We start from the raw sequence: 18,986 nt of genomic DNA, 5'->3' as shown, positions 1-18,986 counted from the left end.
TCGGGCGTCGGCTGGGTCGGGGGCGGCCGACGGCCGTCTACGATCCTCTCGTGCCTGATGACGCCCCTCGAACCGCGCTGCTCGACCTCGACGTGGCCCCCGGAGCGACCTCGACCATCACCCTGGTCGGTGAGCTGGACCCCGCCACCGCCCCGCAGCTCGAGGAGGCCATCGACGGCCTGCTCGGCGACGGGACGGTCGACCGGGTGGTCCTCGACCTCACGGGTCTCACGTTCCTCGACTCCTCCGGCCTCCGGGTCTTCGTGACGGCCCGCCAGTCCCTGGCCGACCGCGGCGGCGAGCTGGCCCTCCGTGGCCCATCGGCCAACACCCAGCGCCTGCTCGACATCACCGGCCTGGGCGAGCTCATCAGCGTCGAGTAGCCCGAGGGTTGGGCACCGTGCCCCATCCTCCGACGGCGCTGCGGTGGGTACCTTCACCACCGTGCCACCCGTCCCCGAGCCGATCCCGAGCGATCCCCGTCCGGTCCCGCCGGTCTTCCCGTTCGCCGAGGCCCACGCGGCGGTGGCGGCCATGGAGGCGCTCCTCGACGCGCTGGGCACGGTGTCGATCCAGCAGGACGCCTACGCCGAGGCCCTGTTCACCCCGGCCTTCTCGGGGCAGTTCCGCGAGGCGCTGCGCATCCAGTACGCCGAGGCCCGGGACCACCTGTTCGACGTCGGCCGCGGGCCCTCGTCGCGCCTGGCGGCCGACCTTGCCCTGCTCCGGTCCCAGATCTACAAGGCGCAGGACCGCAAGGACGAGTGGGCGACCGAGCTGGCGACGTGGCAGGCCCGCCAGGACCAGGCCGCGAAGGCGGCGTCGTGACCCGACCGGCCGGTGACGGGGGCAGCCCCACCGATCCGGGGCCCACGCTGATCGCCGCCGACCCCCACGCCCTGGTGGCGTTCACCCAGGACGTGCGGGCGTCGGCCCACGGCGCCAGCCAGGAGATCGCCCGCTACAACGCCGCGCTGATGGCGCTGGCCGACCAGCCCATCGACCCCAGCTACGAGCTGCCGCCCAACCGCCTCTTCGAGATCGGCGCCGCGTTCCAGGGGCTGCAGGACACGTGCAACGCCGCTCGCGGGTTCGCCGCCGCGCTGCACCAGCTCGACGCCAACGGTGACGACCAGCTGAACGCCATCGACGGGATCGATCCCGGTCTGCTCGCCATGTTCCTCCAGGCCAAGGCGGGCAACCCGGCCTACCGGGTCGAGGTGGGGGACCTCCCCGACATCATGAGCGAGCTGGCCACCCAGCGGGGCCAGGCCGCCGACCCCGACACCATCCGCGACCAGCTCTCCAGCCTGCTCGACGAGGGCCTCATCGACCCGGGCGACCTGAAGAACCCGCTGCTCATCGACTACCTCATCCGCCGCGGCCAGAGCATCACCGACGTCGCCGACGAGTTCGAGACCTCCAAGATGTCCATCGGCGACGACGGCGGGCTGAACGGCTTCGGCATGACCGACTGGGACCCGGCGATGCTTGCCGGCATCCAGCACGCCCTCGACGACGACGCCGCCGAGGTGCTCGGGAACTGGCTCGACCAGGACGTGGTGCTCGGCGTGGTCCCGCCCGCCCCCGACGGCATGGACCCCGACGAGTGGGCGCAGAAGACGCTCGCCCGCCAGCGCCAGTACCGGGAGTACTCCGCGGAGACGCTGATGGACCAGCTCGACCAGAAGGGCGAGCGTGGCTTCTTCAGCGCCGACTACTACGACCGCCTGCTCGACGACTACGAGGACGGCAGCTCCAGCCGGTTCGACGAGGCGATGCTGCTGGCGCTCACCCACTCCGGGCTCCACGGGCCCACGCCGATCTACCAGATGACCGGCTGGGACAAGTTCAAGGGTGCCGTCGACGACGCCGCCGACGTCGCCGTCTGGGTGGGCACCGGCGCCATGTTGGTCCCCGGTGGCCAGATCCCCGGGACCATCGTGCGGGTGGCCGGCGGCGTGGTGCTCGTGGGCACCGCGGTCGACGTGATCGACGCCTGCGGCGTGAACGCCGACAGCGGCAACTGCACCCAGGAGGTGGCCCTCGCCGCCGTTGACGGGATCACCGCCGGCAAGATCAAGCTCATCAAGGCCCACTTCCTGGAGGACGGCCTGCTCAGCGTGTCCGAGAAGCGGATCCTGCGGGGTCTCGAGGCGTCGGAGTCGGTGTCGAGCAGCACCCTCGACACCTTGAGCGACGGCGACCCGTACTACCCGGTCGGCAACGGCACGGTGAAGCCCAAGGACCTCTCCCCCGCCCACTGAGCGGACGGGACGGTCGAGCCGAGGTTCAGTCGTCGCTGAGGGTGGGGTCGAGGAAGCCCTCGGGCAGCTCGCCCACCTTCTCGCGCAGGTCGAGCAGGATCCGCCGCAGCAAGCGAGACAGGTAGCTCTGGCTGACGCCCACCCGCTGGGCGATCTCCTCCTGGCCGAGGCGCTCGAAGAACCGCAGGCGGATCACCTCGCGCTCGCGCTCGCCGAGCTGCTCCAGCAGCTCGGCCACGAGCATGCGGTCGTCGACGCGGCCGTAGCCGGTCTCGCCCACCGAGAGCAGGTCGTCGGCCTCCACCACGGCGCCGTCGTCGTTGGTGCGGGTGATGCCGCCGGCCGTGCGGGCGCCACCCGCCTCGATGGCCTCGAGGACCTCGTCGATGGTGACGTCGAGCGCCTTGGCCAGCTCCGTCACGGTGGGCGCCCGGCCCAGCGAGTGGGTGAGCTCCTCTTCGCGCTTGCGCAGGGCGAGGTGGCGCTCCTGGGCGGCGCGCGGCGGGCGGACGGCCCACGCCTTGTCGCGCAGGGCCCGCTTGAGCTCGCCGTCCATGGTGCGGCTGGCGAACGTGGCGAACGTGACGCCCTGGTCGGGGTCGAAGCGGTCGACGGCGCGCACCATGGCCAGCAGAGCGGTCTGGCGCAGGTCCTCGACCGGGATGCCGCGGGCGCGGTAGCGGCGGGCGTAGCGGTCGGCGAGGTGCCGGTGGCGCTCCACGATGTCGTTGCGGACCCGGCGGTCGCCCGTCTCGCGGTAGCGGCGGAACAGGTCGAGCAGCTCGGAGGACTCTCCGGTCACGGGGCGGTCGCGCCCGAGCGCTTGGTGAACGAGAACACCCGGTCGTCGCCGTCGACGCCGAGCGAGTGGCCGTTGGCCACGAGGCCGAGCAGGTCGACGGCGACCGGGTGCAGCTCGGTGGGGGCACCGGCGCCGGGCACCCGCCCCGAGACGACCAGCTCGTCGTCGCTGACCTCGAAGCGCAGCTCGAGGGAGCCGTCGGGCCCGCAGCCGTCGATGGCCGCAGCGGCCAGCTCGTCGACCGCCACGCGGAGGTCCTCGATGTCCTGCACGGTGTAGGGCAGCTCGGCCGCCACCGCGGCCGCGGTGACCCGGGCGACGCGCAGGAGGCGGGGATCGGTGGGGATCCGGAGCTCGGCGTGGGTGGGCATCGTGGTCCTCGGGTGGTCGGCTGGGGAGCAGCTCGCTCGGCGGAGGACGCTAGCCACGTCCCCCGACCTGCGGGTCCACCCCCTTCCCCCACCCCGGTGGCGCCAGAACGGTGCCGGGCTACGGGACCCCGTGCCGGCGGCTCAGGCGGGCTGGAGCTCCTCGCCCAGGTAGCGGTCCCGGCACAGCGAGCGCTGCACCTTGCCGCTGCTGGTCTTGGGCAGGGTGCCCGGGAGCACGAGGACGACGTCGTCGGCGGCGAGGCCGGTGACGTCGCGCACGCAGGCGTGGACGAAGCCCCGCACGGCGGCCAGGTCGTCGGAGCGGGCCTCGGCCACCACCACCACGCCCTCGCGGCGCCGACCCTCGACGCCGAAGGCGATGACGTTGCCGGCCCGGACCCCTTCGACCTCGGCGACGCTGCGCTCGACGTCCTCGGGGAAGACGTTGCGCCCGGCCACGATGATCACGTCCTTGATGCGCCCGCAGAGGACCAGCTCGCCGTCGATGAGGTACGCGAGGTCACCGGTGCGGAACCAGTCGCCGTCGAAGGCCGCCGCGGTGGCGTCGGGGCGGCGGTAGTAGCCGGTCATCACCGAGGTGCCCCGGATCTGCAGCTCGCCGACCTCGCGGTCCTGGCGCACGGCGCCGGAGTCGGGGTCGACCACCCGGATCTCCAGCCCGGGCACCGCGGTGCCCAAGCGGGCGAACGCCTTCGACCCGTCGGCGCCCTGGTCGACCGGTGCGGCGTAGCGCTCGGTCTCCAGCACCCGCTGGTCGACCGCGTCGACCCGCAGGCCGGACATGGGCGCCGGGAAGGTCCCGGCGATGGCCACCTCGGCCATGCCGAAGGCCGGGAACACCGCACCGGCGCGCAGCCCGTGGCGGGCGCCGGCCTCGACCAGGTTGGCGACGGTGGCCGGGTCGACGGGCTCGGCGCCGTTGAGCGCCACCCGCAGGGGCGAGAGGTCGAGGCCGTCGAGCCGCTTGAGGGCCCGGGCGGCCAGGACCCACGAGAAGTTCGGCCCGGCGGTGATGGTGCCGCCGTAGGTGGACAGCCAGCCGACCCAGCGGGCCGGGCTGGCCATGAACGTCTGCGGACCGGCGAGCACCAGGTCGACGCCGCGCACCATGGCCGAGGTGAGGATCCCCACCAGGCCCATGTCGTGGTAGAGCGGCAGCCACGACACGGCCACGTCGACCTCGGGGTCCAGGACGAGGGCCTCGGCGATGGCGTCGACGTTGGCCAGCACCGTGCGGTGCGGGAGCATGACGCCCTTGGGGTCGGACGTGGACCCGCTGGTGAACTGCAGGATGGCCAGCGCCTCCGGGTCCGGGGCCGGGGCCACGTAGGCCGCCGGGTCGCCGCGGAGGTCGTCGTAGCCGAGCGTCAGCGGGTCACCGGGCTGCGCCTCGAGGAACGGGGCCAGCTCGGGGTCGACCACCAGGAGGGCGGTGTCGGCGCCGAGGATGCGGCGCCGGGTCTGCTCGACGAACTCCTCGATCGACGACATGCGCATGGGGAGCGGCAGCACCACGACCGTGGCGCCCGCCAGCCAGCTGGCGGCGATGGTGGTGACCAGGTCCCGGGTGGTCGGGCCGAGGAGGGCGACGTGGGACCCGGGGCCGACGCCTCGCGCCGCCAGGTCGGCGGCGGTGCCCCGGGCGTCCTGCAGCAGCTCGGACCAGCGCACCGGCTGCGCGTCGTCGCCGTCGATGAAGGTGACCAGGCCGTCCCGGCGATCGGCGAGGGCGAGGCGCTCGGGGATGGTCAGCGGCAGCACGGGGGTGGCGAGGGTCACCGAGGCTTCGACCCCGGTGACCTGCGGGTCGTTACGTCTTCGTCACCTGACCGCCGCCCGACGGCGCTCCGTTTCGCCTTCAGGGCCATCCGGACGGCGCAGTACCGTGCCAGCCATGGCCGATCCGACCTCCAACGACGCGGCGTCCGACCTGCCCGTGCACCGCTACGACGCCGCGCTCGCCCAGGTGGTGGAGGCCCGCTGGCAGGACCGGTGGGACGCCGAGGGCACCTTCCACGCCCCCAACCCGGTGGGCGAGCTGTCGACGGGCTTCGAAGCCATGGCCGACCGGCCCAAGCACTACGTGCTCGACATGTTCCCGTACCCGTCCGGCGTGGGCCTGCACGTGGGCCACCCCCTGGGCTTCATCGGCACCGACGTCTACGCCCGCTACCTCCGCATGACCGGCCACAACGTCGTGCACACCATGGGCTACGACGCGTTCGGCCTGCCGGCGGAGCAGTTCGCCCTGAAGACGAACACCCACCCCCGGGTCACCACCGAGGCCAACGTCGCCAACATGCGCCGGCAGCTGCGGCGGCTGGGCCTGGGCCACGACCCCCGCCGCTCGGTTTCCACCACCGACGTCGACTTCTACCGGTGGACGCAGTGGATCTTCCTGCAGATCTTCGGGTCCTGGTACGACGTCGACGCCGACCGGGCCCGCCCCATCGCCGAGCTGGAGGCCGAGCTCGACGCCGGCACCCGCCAGCCCGCAGCGGGCACCAACCCCAACGGCACGCCGTGGGCCGACCTGGACGCCAGCGGCCGCCGGGCCGTGCTGAACGGCCACCGCCTGGCCTACCTGGCCGAGGTGCCGGTCAACTGGTGCCCGGGCCTGGGCACCGTGCTGGCCAACGAGGAGGTCACCGCCGACGGGCGCTCCGAGCGGGGCAACTTCCCGGTCTACCGCCGGCCCATGAAGCAGTGGATGCTGCGCATCACCGCCTACGCCGACCGGCTGATCCAGGACCTGGACGGGCTCGACTGGTCCGACGCCATCAAGTCCCAGCAGCGGAACTGGATCGGCCGCTCCACCGGCGCCCAGGTCCGCTTCGGCTCGCCGGCCGGGCCGATCGAGGTCTTCACCACCCGGCCCGACACCCTGTTCGGCGCCACCTACGTGGTGGTCGCCCCCGAGCACCCCCTGGTGGGCGCGCTGACCGCGGACGCCTGGCCCGAGGGCACCCCGGCATCGTGGACCGGTGGCGCCCGCACCCCGGGCGAGGCCGTCGCCGCCTACGCGCAGGCCGCCAGCCGCCGCTCGGAGCTGGACCGCCAGACCGAGGGCAAGGACAAGACCGGCGTGTTCACCGGCAGCCACGCCACCAACCCGGTCGACGGATCGTCGGTGCCGGTCTTCGTGGCCGACTACGTGCTGATGGGCTACGGCACCGGGGCGATCATGGCCGTGCCCGCCCACGACCAGCGCGACTTCGAGTTCGCCCGGGCCTTCGACCTTCCCGTCACCGCGGTGGTGGCGCCGGACCCGGCGTGGCTGGCCGAGCACGACCTGGCCGCCGACGCGCCCGCCGGCACCTGGCCCGAGGCGTTCGGCGGCAGCGGCGCGGCCACTGCGTCGGCCAACGCCGAGGTCAGCCTCGACGGCCTGGCCCTGGCCGAGGCCAAGGCCACCATCACCGCCTGGCTGGAGCAGCAGGGCGCCGGCGAGGGCAAGGTCCAGTACAAGCTGCGCGACTGGCTGTTCAGCCGCCAGCGCTACTGGGGCGAGCCGTTCCCGATCGTGTTCGGCGCGGACGGCGAACCACAGGCCCTGCCCGACGACCTGCTGCCCCTCGAGCTGCCGCCCATGGAGGACTTCTCGCCCAAGACCTCCGACCGCGAGGACTCCGAGCCGGAGCCGCCGCTGGGCCGGGTGACCGAGTGGACCACCGCCACGCTGGACCTCGGCCGCGGCGACGGACCCCAGCCGTACCGGCGCGAGGTCAACACCATGCCCAACTGGGCGGGGTCCTGTTGGTACGAGCTGCGCTACCTCGACCCCACCAACCGCGAGGCGTTCGTCGACCCCGCCAACGAGGCCTACTGGATGGGGCCCACCTCCGCCGACGACTGCGGCGGCGTCGACCTGTACGTCGGCGGCGTCGAGCACGCCGTGCTGCACCTGCTCTACGCCCGCTTCTGGCACAAGGTGCTGTTCGACCTGGGCCACGTGTCGTCGTCGGAGCCGTTCCGCCGGCTGTTCAACCAGGGCATGGTGCAGGCCTTCGCCTACAAGGACGACCGGGGCTTCTACGTCGAGGCCAGCGAGGTCGTCGAGCAGGACGGCACCTACCGCTTCCAGGGCGCCGAGGTCACGCGCGAGTACGGGAAGATGGGCAAGTCGCTGCAGAACGCGGTGACGCCGGACGAGATGTGCGAGCGCTACGGCGCCGACACCCTGCGCCTCTACGAGATGTTCACCGGCCCGCTGGACCAGAGCCGTCCGTGGGACACCACCGCGGTGGTCGGCATGTACCGCCAGCTGCAGCGCATCTGGCGCCTGTTCGTCGACGAGCAGAGCGGCGAGCTGCGCGTCGGCGCCGGCGAGCCAACCGACGACGACCGGCGCCGCCTGCACCGCGCCACCGCGGCGGTGCGCGACGGCATGGAGACGCTGCGCTTCAACACCTCCATCGCTCGGATCACCGAGCTGGCCAACCACCTGACCGCCGCCTACCCCGACGGCGGCGTGCCTCGGGCGGTCGCCGAGCCCCTGGCCCTGCTGCTGGCCCCGCTGGCCCCGCACGTCGCCGAGGAGCTCTGGTCCCGCCTGGGCCACCCGGCGTCGCTGGCCTACGAGGACTTCCCCGTGGCCGAAGCGGCCTGGCTGGTCGACGACACCGTCGAGCTGCCGGTCCAGGTCAACGGCAAGGTGCGCAGCCGCATCACCGTGCCCGCCGACGCCGACCGCGACGCCATCGAGGCCGCAGCCCGCGCCGATGGGAAGGTCGCCGCCCTGCTCGACGGCGCCACGGTCCGCAAGGTCGTCGCCGTCCCCGGCAAGCTCGTGAACTTCGTGGTCGCCTAGCCCGGCGGCACCGGCCTGACCGCAACCGCCCTGGCGGCGACGGCGCTCAGGCGGGGGGCGCAGTGGAGAGCTGGGCCCGGAAGCACGCCGGGCCCTCGTTCCACATGGGGAAGTTGGTGCCCCAGCAGTTGTCGAGCAGCAGGACGTGGAAGCCGCCGGCCAGGTCCGGCAGCGGCGGGTCGGCGTCGAGCAGGTTCGGACGGCCGGGTGCCACCAGCGGTGCGTCGTCGGTGGCGAGCCGGAGCGGCCCGCCACGGCCGTCGTAGCGGAGGCCACCGTCGCCGACCGCGTGCAGGGACCGGCCGCCGTGCCGCACCACGTCGAGCGGCGAGACCCACTGGCCCAGCTTGTCCACGGTCCACCGCTCCGGCTCGGCCACCAGGGGCGAGAACGACCACCACAGCGCCTCCGGCAGCCGGTTGGCCGGCTTCGCCGTCCACCACAGCCGAGCGTGCAGCACCGCGCCGCCTGCGAGCGCGGGCCCATCGTTCCAGAGCCACTCGGTCCAGAGCTCCGGCGGGGCGCCCAGCCGCTCGGTCGCCACGCCGGCGAAGGTGCAGCAGGCCACCAGGCCGCGCGAGCCCTCGCCCAGGTGGTCGTGGTGCCAGGCGCCGACCAGCTCGGGGTGCCAGGTGGCCGAGGTGGCGCCGGCGGCGTCGATGCCGGGCTTGGTGTTGTCCCACCGGGCCCACCAGTCGTCCTCCGGGGTGGGTTCGAGGCCGGCGTAGAACCGCTCGTAGTCGCCCTCATCGAACGATTGGTACGAGACCCGGCCGAGCGGGTGGTCGACGCCGGCGATCACGCGACCGGTGGCCACCTCCACCAGGTGGGCCAACGATCCGGTGCCGTCGACGGCCAGGGACCAGGCAGCGGTGGTGATCGCCTCCCCGGGCGCGACCGCCTCCCAACCCGCTCCCATGCGGTGGCGACCATCGACGAGCGGCGGCGCGGACCCCTCGACCACCTGAGCAATGGCCGCGCCGTCGACGTAGGCGCGCTGCTCGGCCCACGAGGCCTCGAACCGGCGGCCCTCGGGGGTGGCCCGCAGCTCGGCCAGGCCGGCGCGGTCCCACCGCTCGGTGTCCGGCAGCGCCGCCTTCTGGTCCAGGCCCCACGTGTGCTCGGCCACGAGCAGCAGCTCGCGATCGACGGCGACCCGATCGGCGGTCGGCACCGCGGCCGGCAGGCGGCGGCGATGGCGGAGCAGCCAGCGGTAGGCGGCCAGCTTCTGGGGGTCGCTGCCGGCGCCGAAGAGCCAGGGATCGCCGATCTCGGCGGTGACCACGGGGAGGGCGGCCACCGCCCCGCTGGCCGCCAGGGCCCGGGCGAAGGCGTCGAGGGTGGAGGCCCGCACCTCGGCGCCGGGGAACCGCGATCCCAGCTCGGCGTGGGCCGCCACCACGTCGTCGGCCGACGGGGGGCCCAGGTTGTCGCCGGTGTGCAGGAAGGCCAGCACGTGGGCGCAGCCGGGGACCACGACCTCGCCGCCGTAGCCGCCCCGCTGGTAGGCCACCACGACCTCGGCGCCGTCGGGCGAGCGCCAGCGGAACGTCGGGGGCACCTCGGGCACCGGCCAGGCCGGGTTCACGCCGAGGTGCAGGAAGGTCACCCCTGCTTCGGCGAGCAGCGGCACCAGGCCGCGGGTGTGGCCCGGGACGTCGGTCATCTTGGCGGCGGTGGTGGTGCGGCCGAACCGGGCGTCGAGCTCCGCCGAGATGCCCAGCCCGGTGCGGACGAGGTCGACGTCCATCAGCTCGGTGTGGGTGGTGACGGGCAAGGCGTGCCAGGCCAGGAGCCCGTCGGCCACCGCGGCGGCCACCGCGGCCCGCTGCTCCGGGGTGCCGGTGGCCAGGGCGTGCTCGAGGATCCAGGACCCCGTGGTCCACACCAGCTGCTCGGGCCCGCCCCGACCCCGCAGCTGCCGCCCGACGGCCACCGCACGGGGGAAGAAGTCGTCGACGTACTGCTGGGCGACCTCGGCCGCCAGGGCGGTGAAGCCCAGGTCGAGGTGGGTCTTGGCCACCACGTGGACGACGGCGACGGGCTCGGTCACGACCTGAAGGTACGCCCGCTGGGCGTCGGAGCGTTCGACGCGCCTGACGCCTTCCCGTCACCCGACGGTGACCCCTGGCCGATCGTGTGCCGTTCGACGCACCCAAGTGACCAGGGGGTAAGGTCGTCCGTCCCCTCCCGCCTGGACCCCGACGGAGCACCACCTGTGAAGAAGTTCTGGTCAAACCTGGCCGTGCAGCTCGGCAAGCGAGCCGGCGCCGTGTCGGTCGTCGGCCTCGTCATCACCCTCGTCCTCGGCCTCGGCATCAGCCAGCTGAAGTTCGCCACCGGCCAGGACAGCTACCTGAACAAGGGCGACCAGGTGGCCAAGGACAACGTCTCGTACCAGAAGCTGTTCGGCGGCCAGATCATGCTGGTCCTGTTCACCATGGACGACGGCCACAAGGTCGACGAGCTGGCGAGCGCCGAGAACCAGAAGGCCATCGAGGCGGCCAAGAAGGAGATCCTGAGCCACACGAACGAGATCGAGGCGGTGCTCACCCCGCTCGACACCCTCGACTTCAGCGCCAACCTCCTCTCGCGCACGCCGGACGCACCGGGGCCGGTCGATCCCAAGGACCCGAACCGCAACCCGAAGCTCGAGGTGGCCACCGCCCTGGGCTCCATCGCCTCCAGCACCATCAACGCCGCCATCGCCGCGGAGAAGCCGGGCTCCGAGGGCGAGAAGGTCCGCAAGGCGGACCTGGCTGAGACCACCGAGCGCATCACGCCCTTCCTCAACTCGCCGGAGTCGAAGCGCAGCCTCGACAACCCCGAGTGGGTCGACGTCCTGCTGCGCGACAACCGGGGCAAGATCCGCAAGCCCCTGCTGTCGTCGTTCTTCGACGACACCCACGCCCAGATGATCGTGCGCCTCAAGGGCAACGCCGACGTCGTGGCCGAGGGCAAGGGCGCCGACATCGTGAAGGCGGCCTGGGCCGACCGGGACATCAAGGGCGGCACCACGCTGGTCACCGGTGCCCCGGTGCTGCTCAAGGACATCAACGACTACCTCCGCGGCGGCATCCTCAAGCTCGGCGCCCTCGCGGTGGCGATCATGATCGTGATCCTCCTGCTCTTCTTCAAGGTCCGGTGGCGCCTGCTGCCGCTCGGCGTGGTGCTGATCGGCGTGATCTGGGCGTTCGGCCTGGCCGGTTGGATCGGGATACCGCTCACCATCGTCACCATCGCCGGCCTCCCGGTGATGCTCGGCGTCGGCATCGACTACGCGATCCAGATGCACGCGCATCGAGGAGGAGGTGATCATCGACCGTGCCGAGCACCCCATCCAGGAGACCGCCCGGAACCTGGGCCCCGCCCTGCTGGTGGTCACGTTCGACGCCCTCTTCGCCTTCGCCGCCCTGCGCTTCGCCAAGGTCCCGATGATCCGTGACTTCGCCCTGCTGCTCTGCATCGGCATCGCCGTCATCTGCTTCTGCTCGATCATCCTGCCCCTGGCCATCCTCGGCATCCGGGAGTTCAAGTCGCCCACCCAGGGCCGGGACTTCCGCGAGGGCGCCCTCGGCACCCTGGTGGTCAAGCTCGGCTCGCTGCCGGCCAAGATCGCCCCGGTGCTCATCGGCGCCAGCCTGATCATCTTCATCGGGGGGGATCGTCACCGAGGGCAAGCTCACCCTGCAGACCGACCCGGTCCAGTGGGTGAACCAGCACTCGCAGAACCGCAAGGACGTCGCCACCCTCGAGCGGGAGACCGGCGCGTCGTCGGAGCTCGGCATCTACGTCACGGCCGACAAGCAGGACGAGCTCTTCACCGACAAGACCATGGACTGGATGGAGGGCTTCACCAACGACTCCATGCGCCGCTACGACGACAAGCTGCTGGTGTCCTCGAGCATCCTCACGCCGCTGGCCGACCTCGTCGACCTGCCCGGCGCCACCAACTACGTCCCCACCGGCAAGCTGGTGAAGGCGTCCTACGACGCGGCACCGGAGTCGGTGAAGGCGTTCACGGTGTCGGACCGGTCGCCGGCGTTCAACATCCTGTTCATCACCAAGCCCGGCGACCTCGAGAGCCGGGCCGTGATGATCGACGACATGCGGGAGAAGATCGCCGAGAAGGGCAGCGAGGGCAACCTGCCGCCGTCGGGCATCAACGCCACGCCGTCGGGCCTCGCCGTGGTCGGCGTCGGCCTGCTGCAGAACCTCGAGTCCAACCGGGTGCAGCTGACCTACCTGTCGATCTTCCTGGTGTTCGCCTTCCTCACCGTGCGGCTCAAGAGCATCGTGCGATCGCTGCTCTCGCTGGTGCCGGTGCTCATCGCGGTCGGCGCGTCGTCGCTGGTGGCCTACGCCTTCAGCCTGAAGCTCAGCCCCATGACCGCGGTGGGCGGTCCGCTGGTGATCGCGGTCTGCACCGAGTTCACCTCGCTGATCCTCCTGCGGTTCATCGAGGAACGAGAACGAGGGCTGGCGCCCCAGGCGGCGGCCGACATCACCGCCGCGCGCACCGGTCGGGCCTTCATCGTCTCGGGCATGACGGCCATCGTCGGCGTGGCGGTCATCGCCACCTCCTCGCTGCCGCTCCTGCGGGACTTCGGCACCATCGTGGCCATGAACGTGCTGGTGGCGCTGGTCTCGGCGCTGGTCATCCTGCCGCCGATCATGGTCTGGGCCGAGGAGAAGGGCTGGGTCACCCGTGGCCTGGTCGACCCGGCCAAGCTCGGCGACAAGACCACCGACGAGGCCACCCCCACCCCGGACCTCGCCGGCGCCTGACCTCGGCCGGCCCTCCGTCCGGAAGATCGAGCACCCGAGGCCGCCCGGTCCCCATGGACCGGGCGGCGTCGCGCCCGGCCGCCGCTCAGCCGGTGTTGCGGAGGCCGGCGGCGATGCCGTTCACGGTGAGCAGGAGGGACCGGGGCAGGGCGGGGTCGATCTCGTCGCCGGCGCCCTGGGCCCAGCGGTGGCGGGCGAGCAGCTCCACCTGGAGCTGGTGCAGCGGGAGCAGGTAGCGGTCGCGCACGGCCAGGGTGCGTTGGAGCAGCGGCTGGCCGTCGAGCAGGCGGGCCTCGCCCGTCAGGCGGAGCACCTCGGCCACCGAGCGGTCGTGCTCCTCGGTGATCACGTCGAGCAGGCGGTGGCCCCGCTCGTCGACGAGGCGCTCGACGTAGCGGCGGCTGATCGAGAGGTCGGTCTTGGCCAGGGTCATCTCCACGTTCGAGACGAAGGTGCGGAACCAGAACCACCGCTCGAGCATCTCGTCGAGCAGGTCGCCCAGCCCGGCCTCGCGGGCGGCTGCCAGCCCCGAGCCCACCCCGAACCAGCCGGGCACGATCTGGCGGGACTGGGTCCAGCCGAACACCCACGGGATGGCCCGCAGCCCGTCGAGGCCGGCGCCGGCGTCGGGTCGGCGCGCCGGCCGCGACCCGATGTTCAGCGACGCCAGCAGCTCGGTGGGCGTGGTGGCCAGGAAGTAGGCCGGCAGCTCGGGGTCGTCGACCAGCGAGCGGTAGGCGGTGCGCGACGCGTCGCTGACCACGTCCATGGCGGCGTCCCAGCGGGCCAGGGCGTCGGCGGGCAGGCGGGGCTGGCGGTGCAGCGCCGTGGCCTGCACCACCGCGGCCACCGTCAGCTCCAGGTTCTCCCGGGCCAGGGTCGGCAGCAGGTACTTGTCGCTGATGACCTCGCCCTGCTCGGTGACCTTGATGGCGCCGTCGAGGGTGGCCCAGGGCTGCGCCAGGATGGCGTCGTGGGTGGGGCCGCCGCCGCGGCCCACCGTGCCGCCCCGGCCGTGGAACAAGCGCAGCCGCACGCCGTGGCGGGCCGCCACGTCGCGCAGGGCCCGCTGGGCCTGGTGGATCTCCCACTGGCTGGTGGCGATGCCGGCGTCCTTGTTGGAGTCCGAGTAGCCCAGCATCACCTCCTGGACCCCGCCCCGGGCCGCCACGATCGAGCGGTACTCCGGCACCTGGAGCAGCTGGTCGAGGATCTCGCCCGCCGCCTCGAGCTCGCGACCCTGCTCCAGGAGGGGGACGAACCCGATGCGGGCCACGCCGCGGTGCACGTCGACCAACCCGGCCTCGCGAGCGAGCACCACGGTGGCCAGCACGTCGTCGACGCCCCGGGTCATCGAGGTGATGTAGCTCTCCACCACCTCGGGACCGAACCGGTCGAGGGCCTCGCGGATGGTGGTGAACACGCCGAAGGTGCGGGCGTCGTCGCCCACCAGCGAGGTGGTGGGCCCGGTGAGCGGCCGGTGGCCGGTGAGCTCGCGCGCCAGCAGCGCGGTGCGCTCGCCGCGGGTCAGCTCGCCGTAGGGGCGGAACGGCTCCCCCACCGCGCCGTACAGGGCGGCCAGGGCGGCGTGGTGCGCGTCGGCGTGCTCCCGGACGTCGAGGGTCGCCAGGTGCAGCCCGGTGGCGGCGACCGTGCGCACCGAGCGGGCCACCAGGTCGGCCACCAGGTCGCCGCCGTGCTCGGCGAGGGACCGGCGCAAGCGGTCGAGGTCGTCCACCAGCTCGCGGGACCCGAGGTAGTCGAGCCCGGGCTGGTGGGCGCTGCCTCGAGCGAGCCGGGTGCGGGTGCGGGCCAGCTTGGCCCGGATGCAGCTCAGCTCCAGCCGGTAGGGCTCCTCGGCGTTGAGCCGCCGGTAGCGCTCCGGCACCTCGGGCAGGGCGGCGAGGTGGGACGCCAGCGACGCCTCGAGCTCGGCCGACGCCCCCGCCACGGCCGAGGACACCCCCAGCTCCTCGATGAGGCGGTCGACGATCCCCTCGGCGGCGGCGATGCCGTGGTCGTGCTGCAGCAGCAGCACGTCCATGGTCAGCGCCGGCAGCACGTTCGGGTTCCCGTCGCGGTCGCCGCCGATCCAGCTGCCGAACGTGAGCGGGCGATCGGCCACGCCCACCTCGGCACCCAGCTCGCCCAGGGTCCGCGCCAGGTCGTCCAGGACCTCCACGAGGCCGCCCGACTGCAGGTCGACCAGGTGGAAGATGGCGTTGCGGGCCTCGTCGAGCGGATCGGGCCGCGAGCGGCGCAGCTCGTCGGTGAGCCAGATCAGGTCGATGGTGCCGGCCAGCTTGCGATCGGTCTCGGCCCGGGTGCGGGGGCCGCCGGTGGTGGCCAGCTCGGCGGCCTCGGCGTCGAGCAGCTCGGCCACGGCCCGCAGCTTGGTCAGCAGGGAGCGGCGCGCCGCCTCGGTCGGGTGGGCGGTGAAGACCGGGCGCACGGCCAGGGCGGCGGCCAGCCCGTCGAGGTCGACCGAGGCCGTCGCCCGGCGCTCCTCGATCAGGCGGGCGGTCGTGGCCAGCGAGCCGCCGTCGGCCGACCGCAGCGTGCGCAGGGCCCGGCCCCGGTGGACCTGCTCGGCCACGTTGGCCAGGTGGAAGAAGGCGTTGAAGGCCCGCACCAGGTGGCCGGCCTCCACCGGGTCGACGTCGCGCAGCAGGTCGGCGGCGGCGGCCGGGTCGGATCGGGTGAGGGTCCGCACCGCCTCCACCCGCTCCAGCAGGCCGGGGCCCACCTGGCGCACCAGCGAGCGACCGAGCAGCTCGCCGAGCCGGCGGATGTCGGCCCGCAGCGCCTGGTCGTCCTCCCCCTCGGCGAACAGGTCGCCGCCCTCGCCCCGCCGGTGGCCGCCCGCAGTGGCCGCCTCCGGGGGTCCGTCCGCTCCACCGTCGTCGCTGGCCACGCCCCACCACTACCACCGGCCCGGGCCGATCACGAGGGCTCCGGCCCCGGGTTCACCCGCGGTTCACACCCGCTCAGCCGAGGCGGGCCAGCACCTGGGTGGCCTGGGCGACGGGATCGCCGTCGGCCGGGGTGAGGGTGAGCTCGGGACGCACGGGCGCCTCGTAGGGGTCGTCGATCCCCGTGAAGCCGGTGATCTCGCCGGCGCGCGCCTTGGCGTAGAGGCCCTTGGGGTCGCGGGCCTCGCACACCGACAGCGGCGTGTCCACGAAGACCTCCAGGAACGGCAGGCCGGCGGCGAGGTGGATCTGCCGGGCGTGGTCCCGCCCGGCGCGGTAGGGGCTGATGAGCGGGACGATGGCCACCACGCCGGCGTCGGCCATCAACCGGGCGACCTCGCCGGCCCGGCGCACGTTCTCGGCCCGGTCGTCGGCGGAGAAGCCGAGGTCGGCGTTGAGGCCGAGGCGAAGGTTGTCGCCGTCGAGGCGGTAGGCGGGCCGGCCCAGGCCCACGAGCAGCTGCTCGAGGACGACGGCCACGGTGGACTTCCCCGAGCCCGACAGGCCGGTCAGCCAGACCGTGGCGCCCCGGGTGGGCCGATCGCCGTGGCCGACCTCGCCGTCGTGCCAGGTGACGTTGGTGCTCACGCTCAGGCCGGGGCGGTGGGGCCGAGGATCATGCCGGCGCCCACCGTGGTGTTGGCCGCCTCGTCGATGAGGATGAACGAGCCGGTGGTGCGGTTGCGGCGGTACTCGTCGAAGAAGAGCGGCTGGGTGGTGCGGAACTGCACCCGCCCGATCTCGTTCAGCGCCAGCGCACCAGCCGCCTCGTCGCGGTGGAGGGTGTTGATGTCGAGCCGGTACTGCACGTTCTTCACCAGCGCCTTGGCGGTGCGGGTGGTGTGCTTGATGACCAGCTTGTCCCGCACGCCGAGCGAGCGGGTCTCGTCCATCCAGCAGATCATGGCGTCGACGTCCTGGCCGACGTGGGGCTGGTTGCCCGGCCGGCAGATCATGTCGCCGCGGCTGACGTCGATCTCGTCGGTGAGCCGCACGGTGACCGACTGGTCGGTGGTGACCTCGGCCAGCTGCCCGTCCATGGTCTCGATGGCGGCGATGGTGGAGGTGAAGCCCGACGGCAGCACCACGACCTCGTCGCCCGGCTTCATCACGCCGCCCGCCACCGTGCCGGCGTAGCCCCGGTAGTCGTGGAACTCGTCGGAGTGCGGGCGGATCACGTACTGGACCGGGAAGCGCACGTCGATGAGGTTGCGGTCCGAGGCGATGTGCACCTGCTCCAGGTGGTGCAGCAGCGACGCCCCCTCGTACCAGGGCGTGTTGTCGGAGCGGGTGACCACGTTGTCGCCCATCAGCGCCGAGACCGGCACGAAGGCGAGGTCGGGGATGTCGAGCTTGGTGGCGAAGGCCCGGAACTCGGCCTTGATCTCCTCGAAGCGGTCCTGGGACCAATCGACGAGGTCCATCTTGTTGATGCACAGCACCAGGTGCGGGATGCGCAGCAGCGAGGCCAGGAAGGCGTGGCGCCGGGACTGCTCCACCAGCCCCTTGCGGGCGTCGACCAGCACGAGGGCGAGATCTGCGGTGGAGGCGCCGGTGACCATGTTCCGCGTGTACTGGATGTGCCCGGGGGTGTCGGCGATGATGAACTTCCGCCTGGGCGTGGCGAAGTACCGGTAGGCGACGTCGATGGTGATGCCCTGCTCGCGCTCGGCCCGCAGGCCGTCGGTGAGCAGTGCCAGGTTGACGTACTCGGCGCCCATGGCCTCGCTCGAGCGCTCCACCGCTTCGAGCTGGTCCTCGAAGATGGCCTTCGAGTCGTACAGCAGCCGCCCGATCAGCGTCGACTTCCCGTCGTCGACCGAACCCGCGGTGGCGAACCTCAGCAGCTCCGTCACGAGGACGCTCCTCCGTTGACCCGACGATCGGTGCAGCGCTCGCAGCCGGACCGCAGCACGATGAGCCCGAGGAGGCCGAACACGAGGAGCGTGAAGGCGAGGGCGACGAGCAGGACGACGGCGCCGAGCGGGGTGAGCATCAGAAGTAGCCCTCCTTCTTCCGGTCTTCCATGGCTGCCTCCGTCACGCGGTCGTCGGCTCGCGTCGCGCCTCGCTCCGTCACCCGGGTGGCGGCGACCTCGTCGATGACGGCCTCGACGGTGGCGGCGCTGCTCTCGACGGCGCCGGTGATGGTGGCGTCGCCGACGGTGCGGTAGCGGACCTGGAGGGTCTCGACCTCGTCGTTCGGGCCGGGCGCGAGGTGCTCGGTGACGGCGAGGATCATGCCGTCGCGGCGGAACACCTGGCGGGGGTGGGCGTAGTAGATGCTCGGGATGTCGATGCCCTCGTCGCCGATGTACTGCCAGATGTCGAGCTCGGTCCAGTTGCTGAGGGGGAACACCCGGATGTGCTCGCCCGGCTTGTGGCGGCCGTTGTAGAGGCTCCACAGCTCGGGGCGCTGGTTCTTCGGGTCCCACTGGCCGAAGTCGTCGCGGAAGCTGTACACCCGCTCCTTGGCCCGGGCCTTCTCCTCGTCCCGCCGGGCCCCGCCGAAGGCGGCGTCGAAGCGGTGCTCCTCGATGGCGTCGAGCAGCGTGGTGGTCTGCAAGCGGTTGCGGCTGGCCTTGGGGCCGGTCTCCTCGGCCACCCGGCCCTGGTCGATGCTGGCCTGCACCGAGGCGATGACCAGCCGCACGCCCAGCTCGCCCACCCGGCGGTCGCGGAACTTCGAGGACCTCGGCGAAGTTGTGGCCGGTGTCGATGTGCATCACGGGGAACGGGATCTTGGCCGGCCAGAACGCCTTCTCGGCCAAGCGCAGCATGACGATCGAGTCCTTGCCGCCGCTGAAGAGCAGCACCGGGCGCTCGAACTCGGCGGCGACCTCGCGGATGATGTGGATCGACTCCGCCTCCAGCGCCCGCAGGTGGGAGAGCTCGTAGGTGGTGCGCATCGCCGACAGCGTAGACCGGGGCGGCCCATTCTTGACCAGTCCGCTCA

General features: G+C 72.6%; 14 protein-coding genes and 1 pseudogene. 6 read left to right on the top strand and 9 right to left on the bottom strand.

Going from position 1 to position 18,986, the window contains the following annotated elements; genetic code table 11:
- The first annotated feature begins 50 nt into the window (after nt 1-50).
- The 3 genes from KSP35_RS01355 to KSP35_RS01345 all read left to right on the top strand — a co-directional run bounded on the left by KSP35_RS01355 (nt 51) and on the right by KSP35_RS01345 (nt 2,267).
- On the top strand, nt 51-383 hold the full coding sequence (locus tag KSP35_RS01355; RefSeq protein WP_216998457.1) for an STAS domain-containing protein: 333 nt from the start codon (nt 51-53) through the stop codon (nt 381-383).
- A 61-nt stretch (nt 384-444) separates the two neighbouring features.
- Nucleotides 445-828, top strand: a complete 384-nt coding sequence (locus KSP35_RS01350; RefSeq protein WP_216998456.1) for a hypothetical protein — start codon at nt 445-447, stop codon at nt 826-828.
- Complete coding sequence (locus tag KSP35_RS01345; RefSeq protein WP_216998455.1) at nt 825-2,267, top strand: hypothetical protein; 1,443 nt, start codon at nt 825-827, stop codon at nt 2,265-2,267. Before KSP35_RS01350 ends, KSP35_RS01345 begins: the two co-directional genes overlap by 4 nt.
- 25 nt (nt 2,268-2,292) lie before the next feature.
- On the opposite strand, the gene KSP35_RS01340 is transcribed toward KSP35_RS01345, so the two are convergent.
- From KSP35_RS01340 to KSP35_RS01330, 3 genes are all read right to left on the bottom strand, one after another.
- Complete coding sequence (locus tag KSP35_RS01340; protein WP_216998454.1) at nt 2,293-3,069, bottom strand: sigma-70 family RNA polymerase sigma factor; 777 nt, start codon at nt 3,067-3,069, stop codon at nt 2,293-2,295.
- A complete protein-coding gene (locus tag KSP35_RS01335; RefSeq protein WP_216998453.1) occupies nt 3,066-3,440 on the bottom strand; it encodes a hypothetical protein in 375 nt (124 codons plus the stop codon). Before KSP35_RS01335 ends, KSP35_RS01340 begins: the two co-directional genes overlap by 4 nt.
- Before the next feature lie 141 nt (nt 3,441-3,581).
- Nucleotides 3,582-5,240: a fatty acyl-AMP ligase gene (locus KSP35_RS01330; RefSeq protein WP_216998452.1), complete on the bottom strand. Its 1,659-nt coding sequence runs from the start codon at nt 5,238-5,240 to the stop codon at nt 3,582-3,584.
- A gap of 115 nt (nt 5,241-5,355) precedes the next feature.
- On the opposite strand from KSP35_RS01330, the gene leuS reads away from it, so the two are divergent.
- Nucleotides 5,356-8,271 carry a leucine--tRNA ligase gene (leuS, locus tag KSP35_RS01325; protein WP_216998451.1) on the top strand — a complete coding sequence of 972 codons (2,916 nt, stop codon included), beginning with the start codon at nt 5,356-5,358 and terminating at the stop codon, nt 8,269-8,271.
- A 46-nt stretch (nt 8,272-8,317) separates the two neighbouring features.
- Here the strand turns inward: leuS and KSP35_RS01320 are convergent, their stop codons facing one another.
- On the bottom strand, nt 8,318-10,324 hold the full coding sequence (locus KSP35_RS01320; protein WP_216998450.1) for a DUF5054 domain-containing protein: 2,007 nt from the start codon (nt 10,322-10,324) through the stop codon (nt 8,318-8,320).
- Between the two features lie 165 nt (nt 10,325-10,489).
- On the opposite strand from KSP35_RS01320, the gene KSP35_RS01315 reads away from it, so the two are divergent.
- Together KSP35_RS01315 and KSP35_RS01310 are read left to right on the top strand one after the other, a co-directional pair.
- Nucleotides 10,490-11,716 (top strand): MMPL family transporter, encoded by a 1,227-nt coding sequence (locus KSP35_RS01315; protein WP_216998449.1) that lies wholly within the window; start codon nt 10,490-10,492, stop codon nt 11,714-11,716.
- Between the two features lie 266 nt (nt 11,717-11,982).
- On the top strand, nt 11,983-13,059 hold the full coding sequence (locus KSP35_RS01310) for an MMPL family transporter (protein ID WP_216998448.1): 1,077 nt from the start codon (nt 11,983-11,985) through the stop codon (nt 13,057-13,059).
- Nucleotides 13,060-13,144: 85 nt separating this feature from the next.
- On the opposite strand, the gene ppc is transcribed toward KSP35_RS01310, so the two are convergent.
- The 5 genes and pseudogenes from ppc to cysD all read right to left on the bottom strand — a co-directional run bounded on the left by ppc (nt 13,145) and on the right by cysD (nt 18,939).
- Nucleotides 13,145-15,892, bottom strand: coding sequence for a phosphoenolpyruvate carboxylase (gene ppc, locus KSP35_RS01305; RefSeq protein WP_371749012.1), 2,748 nt, complete (start codon nt 15,890-15,892; stop codon nt 13,145-13,147).
- 154 nt (nt 15,893-16,046) lie between these two features.
- Nucleotides 16,047-16,619, bottom strand: a complete 573-nt coding sequence (cysC, locus tag KSP35_RS01300) for an adenylyl-sulfate kinase (RefSeq protein ID WP_254126925.1) — start codon at nt 16,617-16,619, stop codon at nt 16,047-16,049.
- A 2-nt stretch (nt 16,620-16,621) separates the two neighbouring features.
- The gene (cysN, locus tag KSP35_RS01295) at nt 16,622-17,887 is read right to left on the bottom strand and encodes a sulfate adenylyltransferase subunit CysN (RefSeq protein ID WP_216998446.1); all 1,266 of its coding nucleotides are present in this window, start codon (nt 17,885-17,887) and stop codon (nt 16,622-16,624) included.
- On the bottom strand, nt 17,884-18,027 hold the full coding sequence (locus KSP35_RS01290; RefSeq protein WP_216998445.1) for a hypothetical protein: 144 nt from the start codon (nt 18,025-18,027) through the stop codon (nt 17,884-17,886). The genes cysN and KSP35_RS01290 overlap by 4 nt, the downstream gene beginning before the upstream one ends.
- Nucleotides 18,027-18,939 (bottom strand): annotated as a pseudogene (cysD, locus tag KSP35_RS01285) (sulfate adenylyltransferase subunit CysD). Before cysD ends, KSP35_RS01290 begins: the two are co-directional and overlap by 1 nt.
- Nucleotides 18,940-18,986 lie beyond the last annotated feature (47 nt).

The sequence above is a fragment of the Aquihabitans sp. G128 genome (assembly GCF_019048865.1).
Taxonomy (GTDB): domain Bacteria; phylum Actinomycetota; class Acidimicrobiia; order Acidimicrobiales; family Iamiaceae; genus Aquihabitans.
The sequence above is the reverse complement of the archived record's forward strand: the minus strand, read 5'-3'. Positions and strand labels throughout refer to the sequence as shown.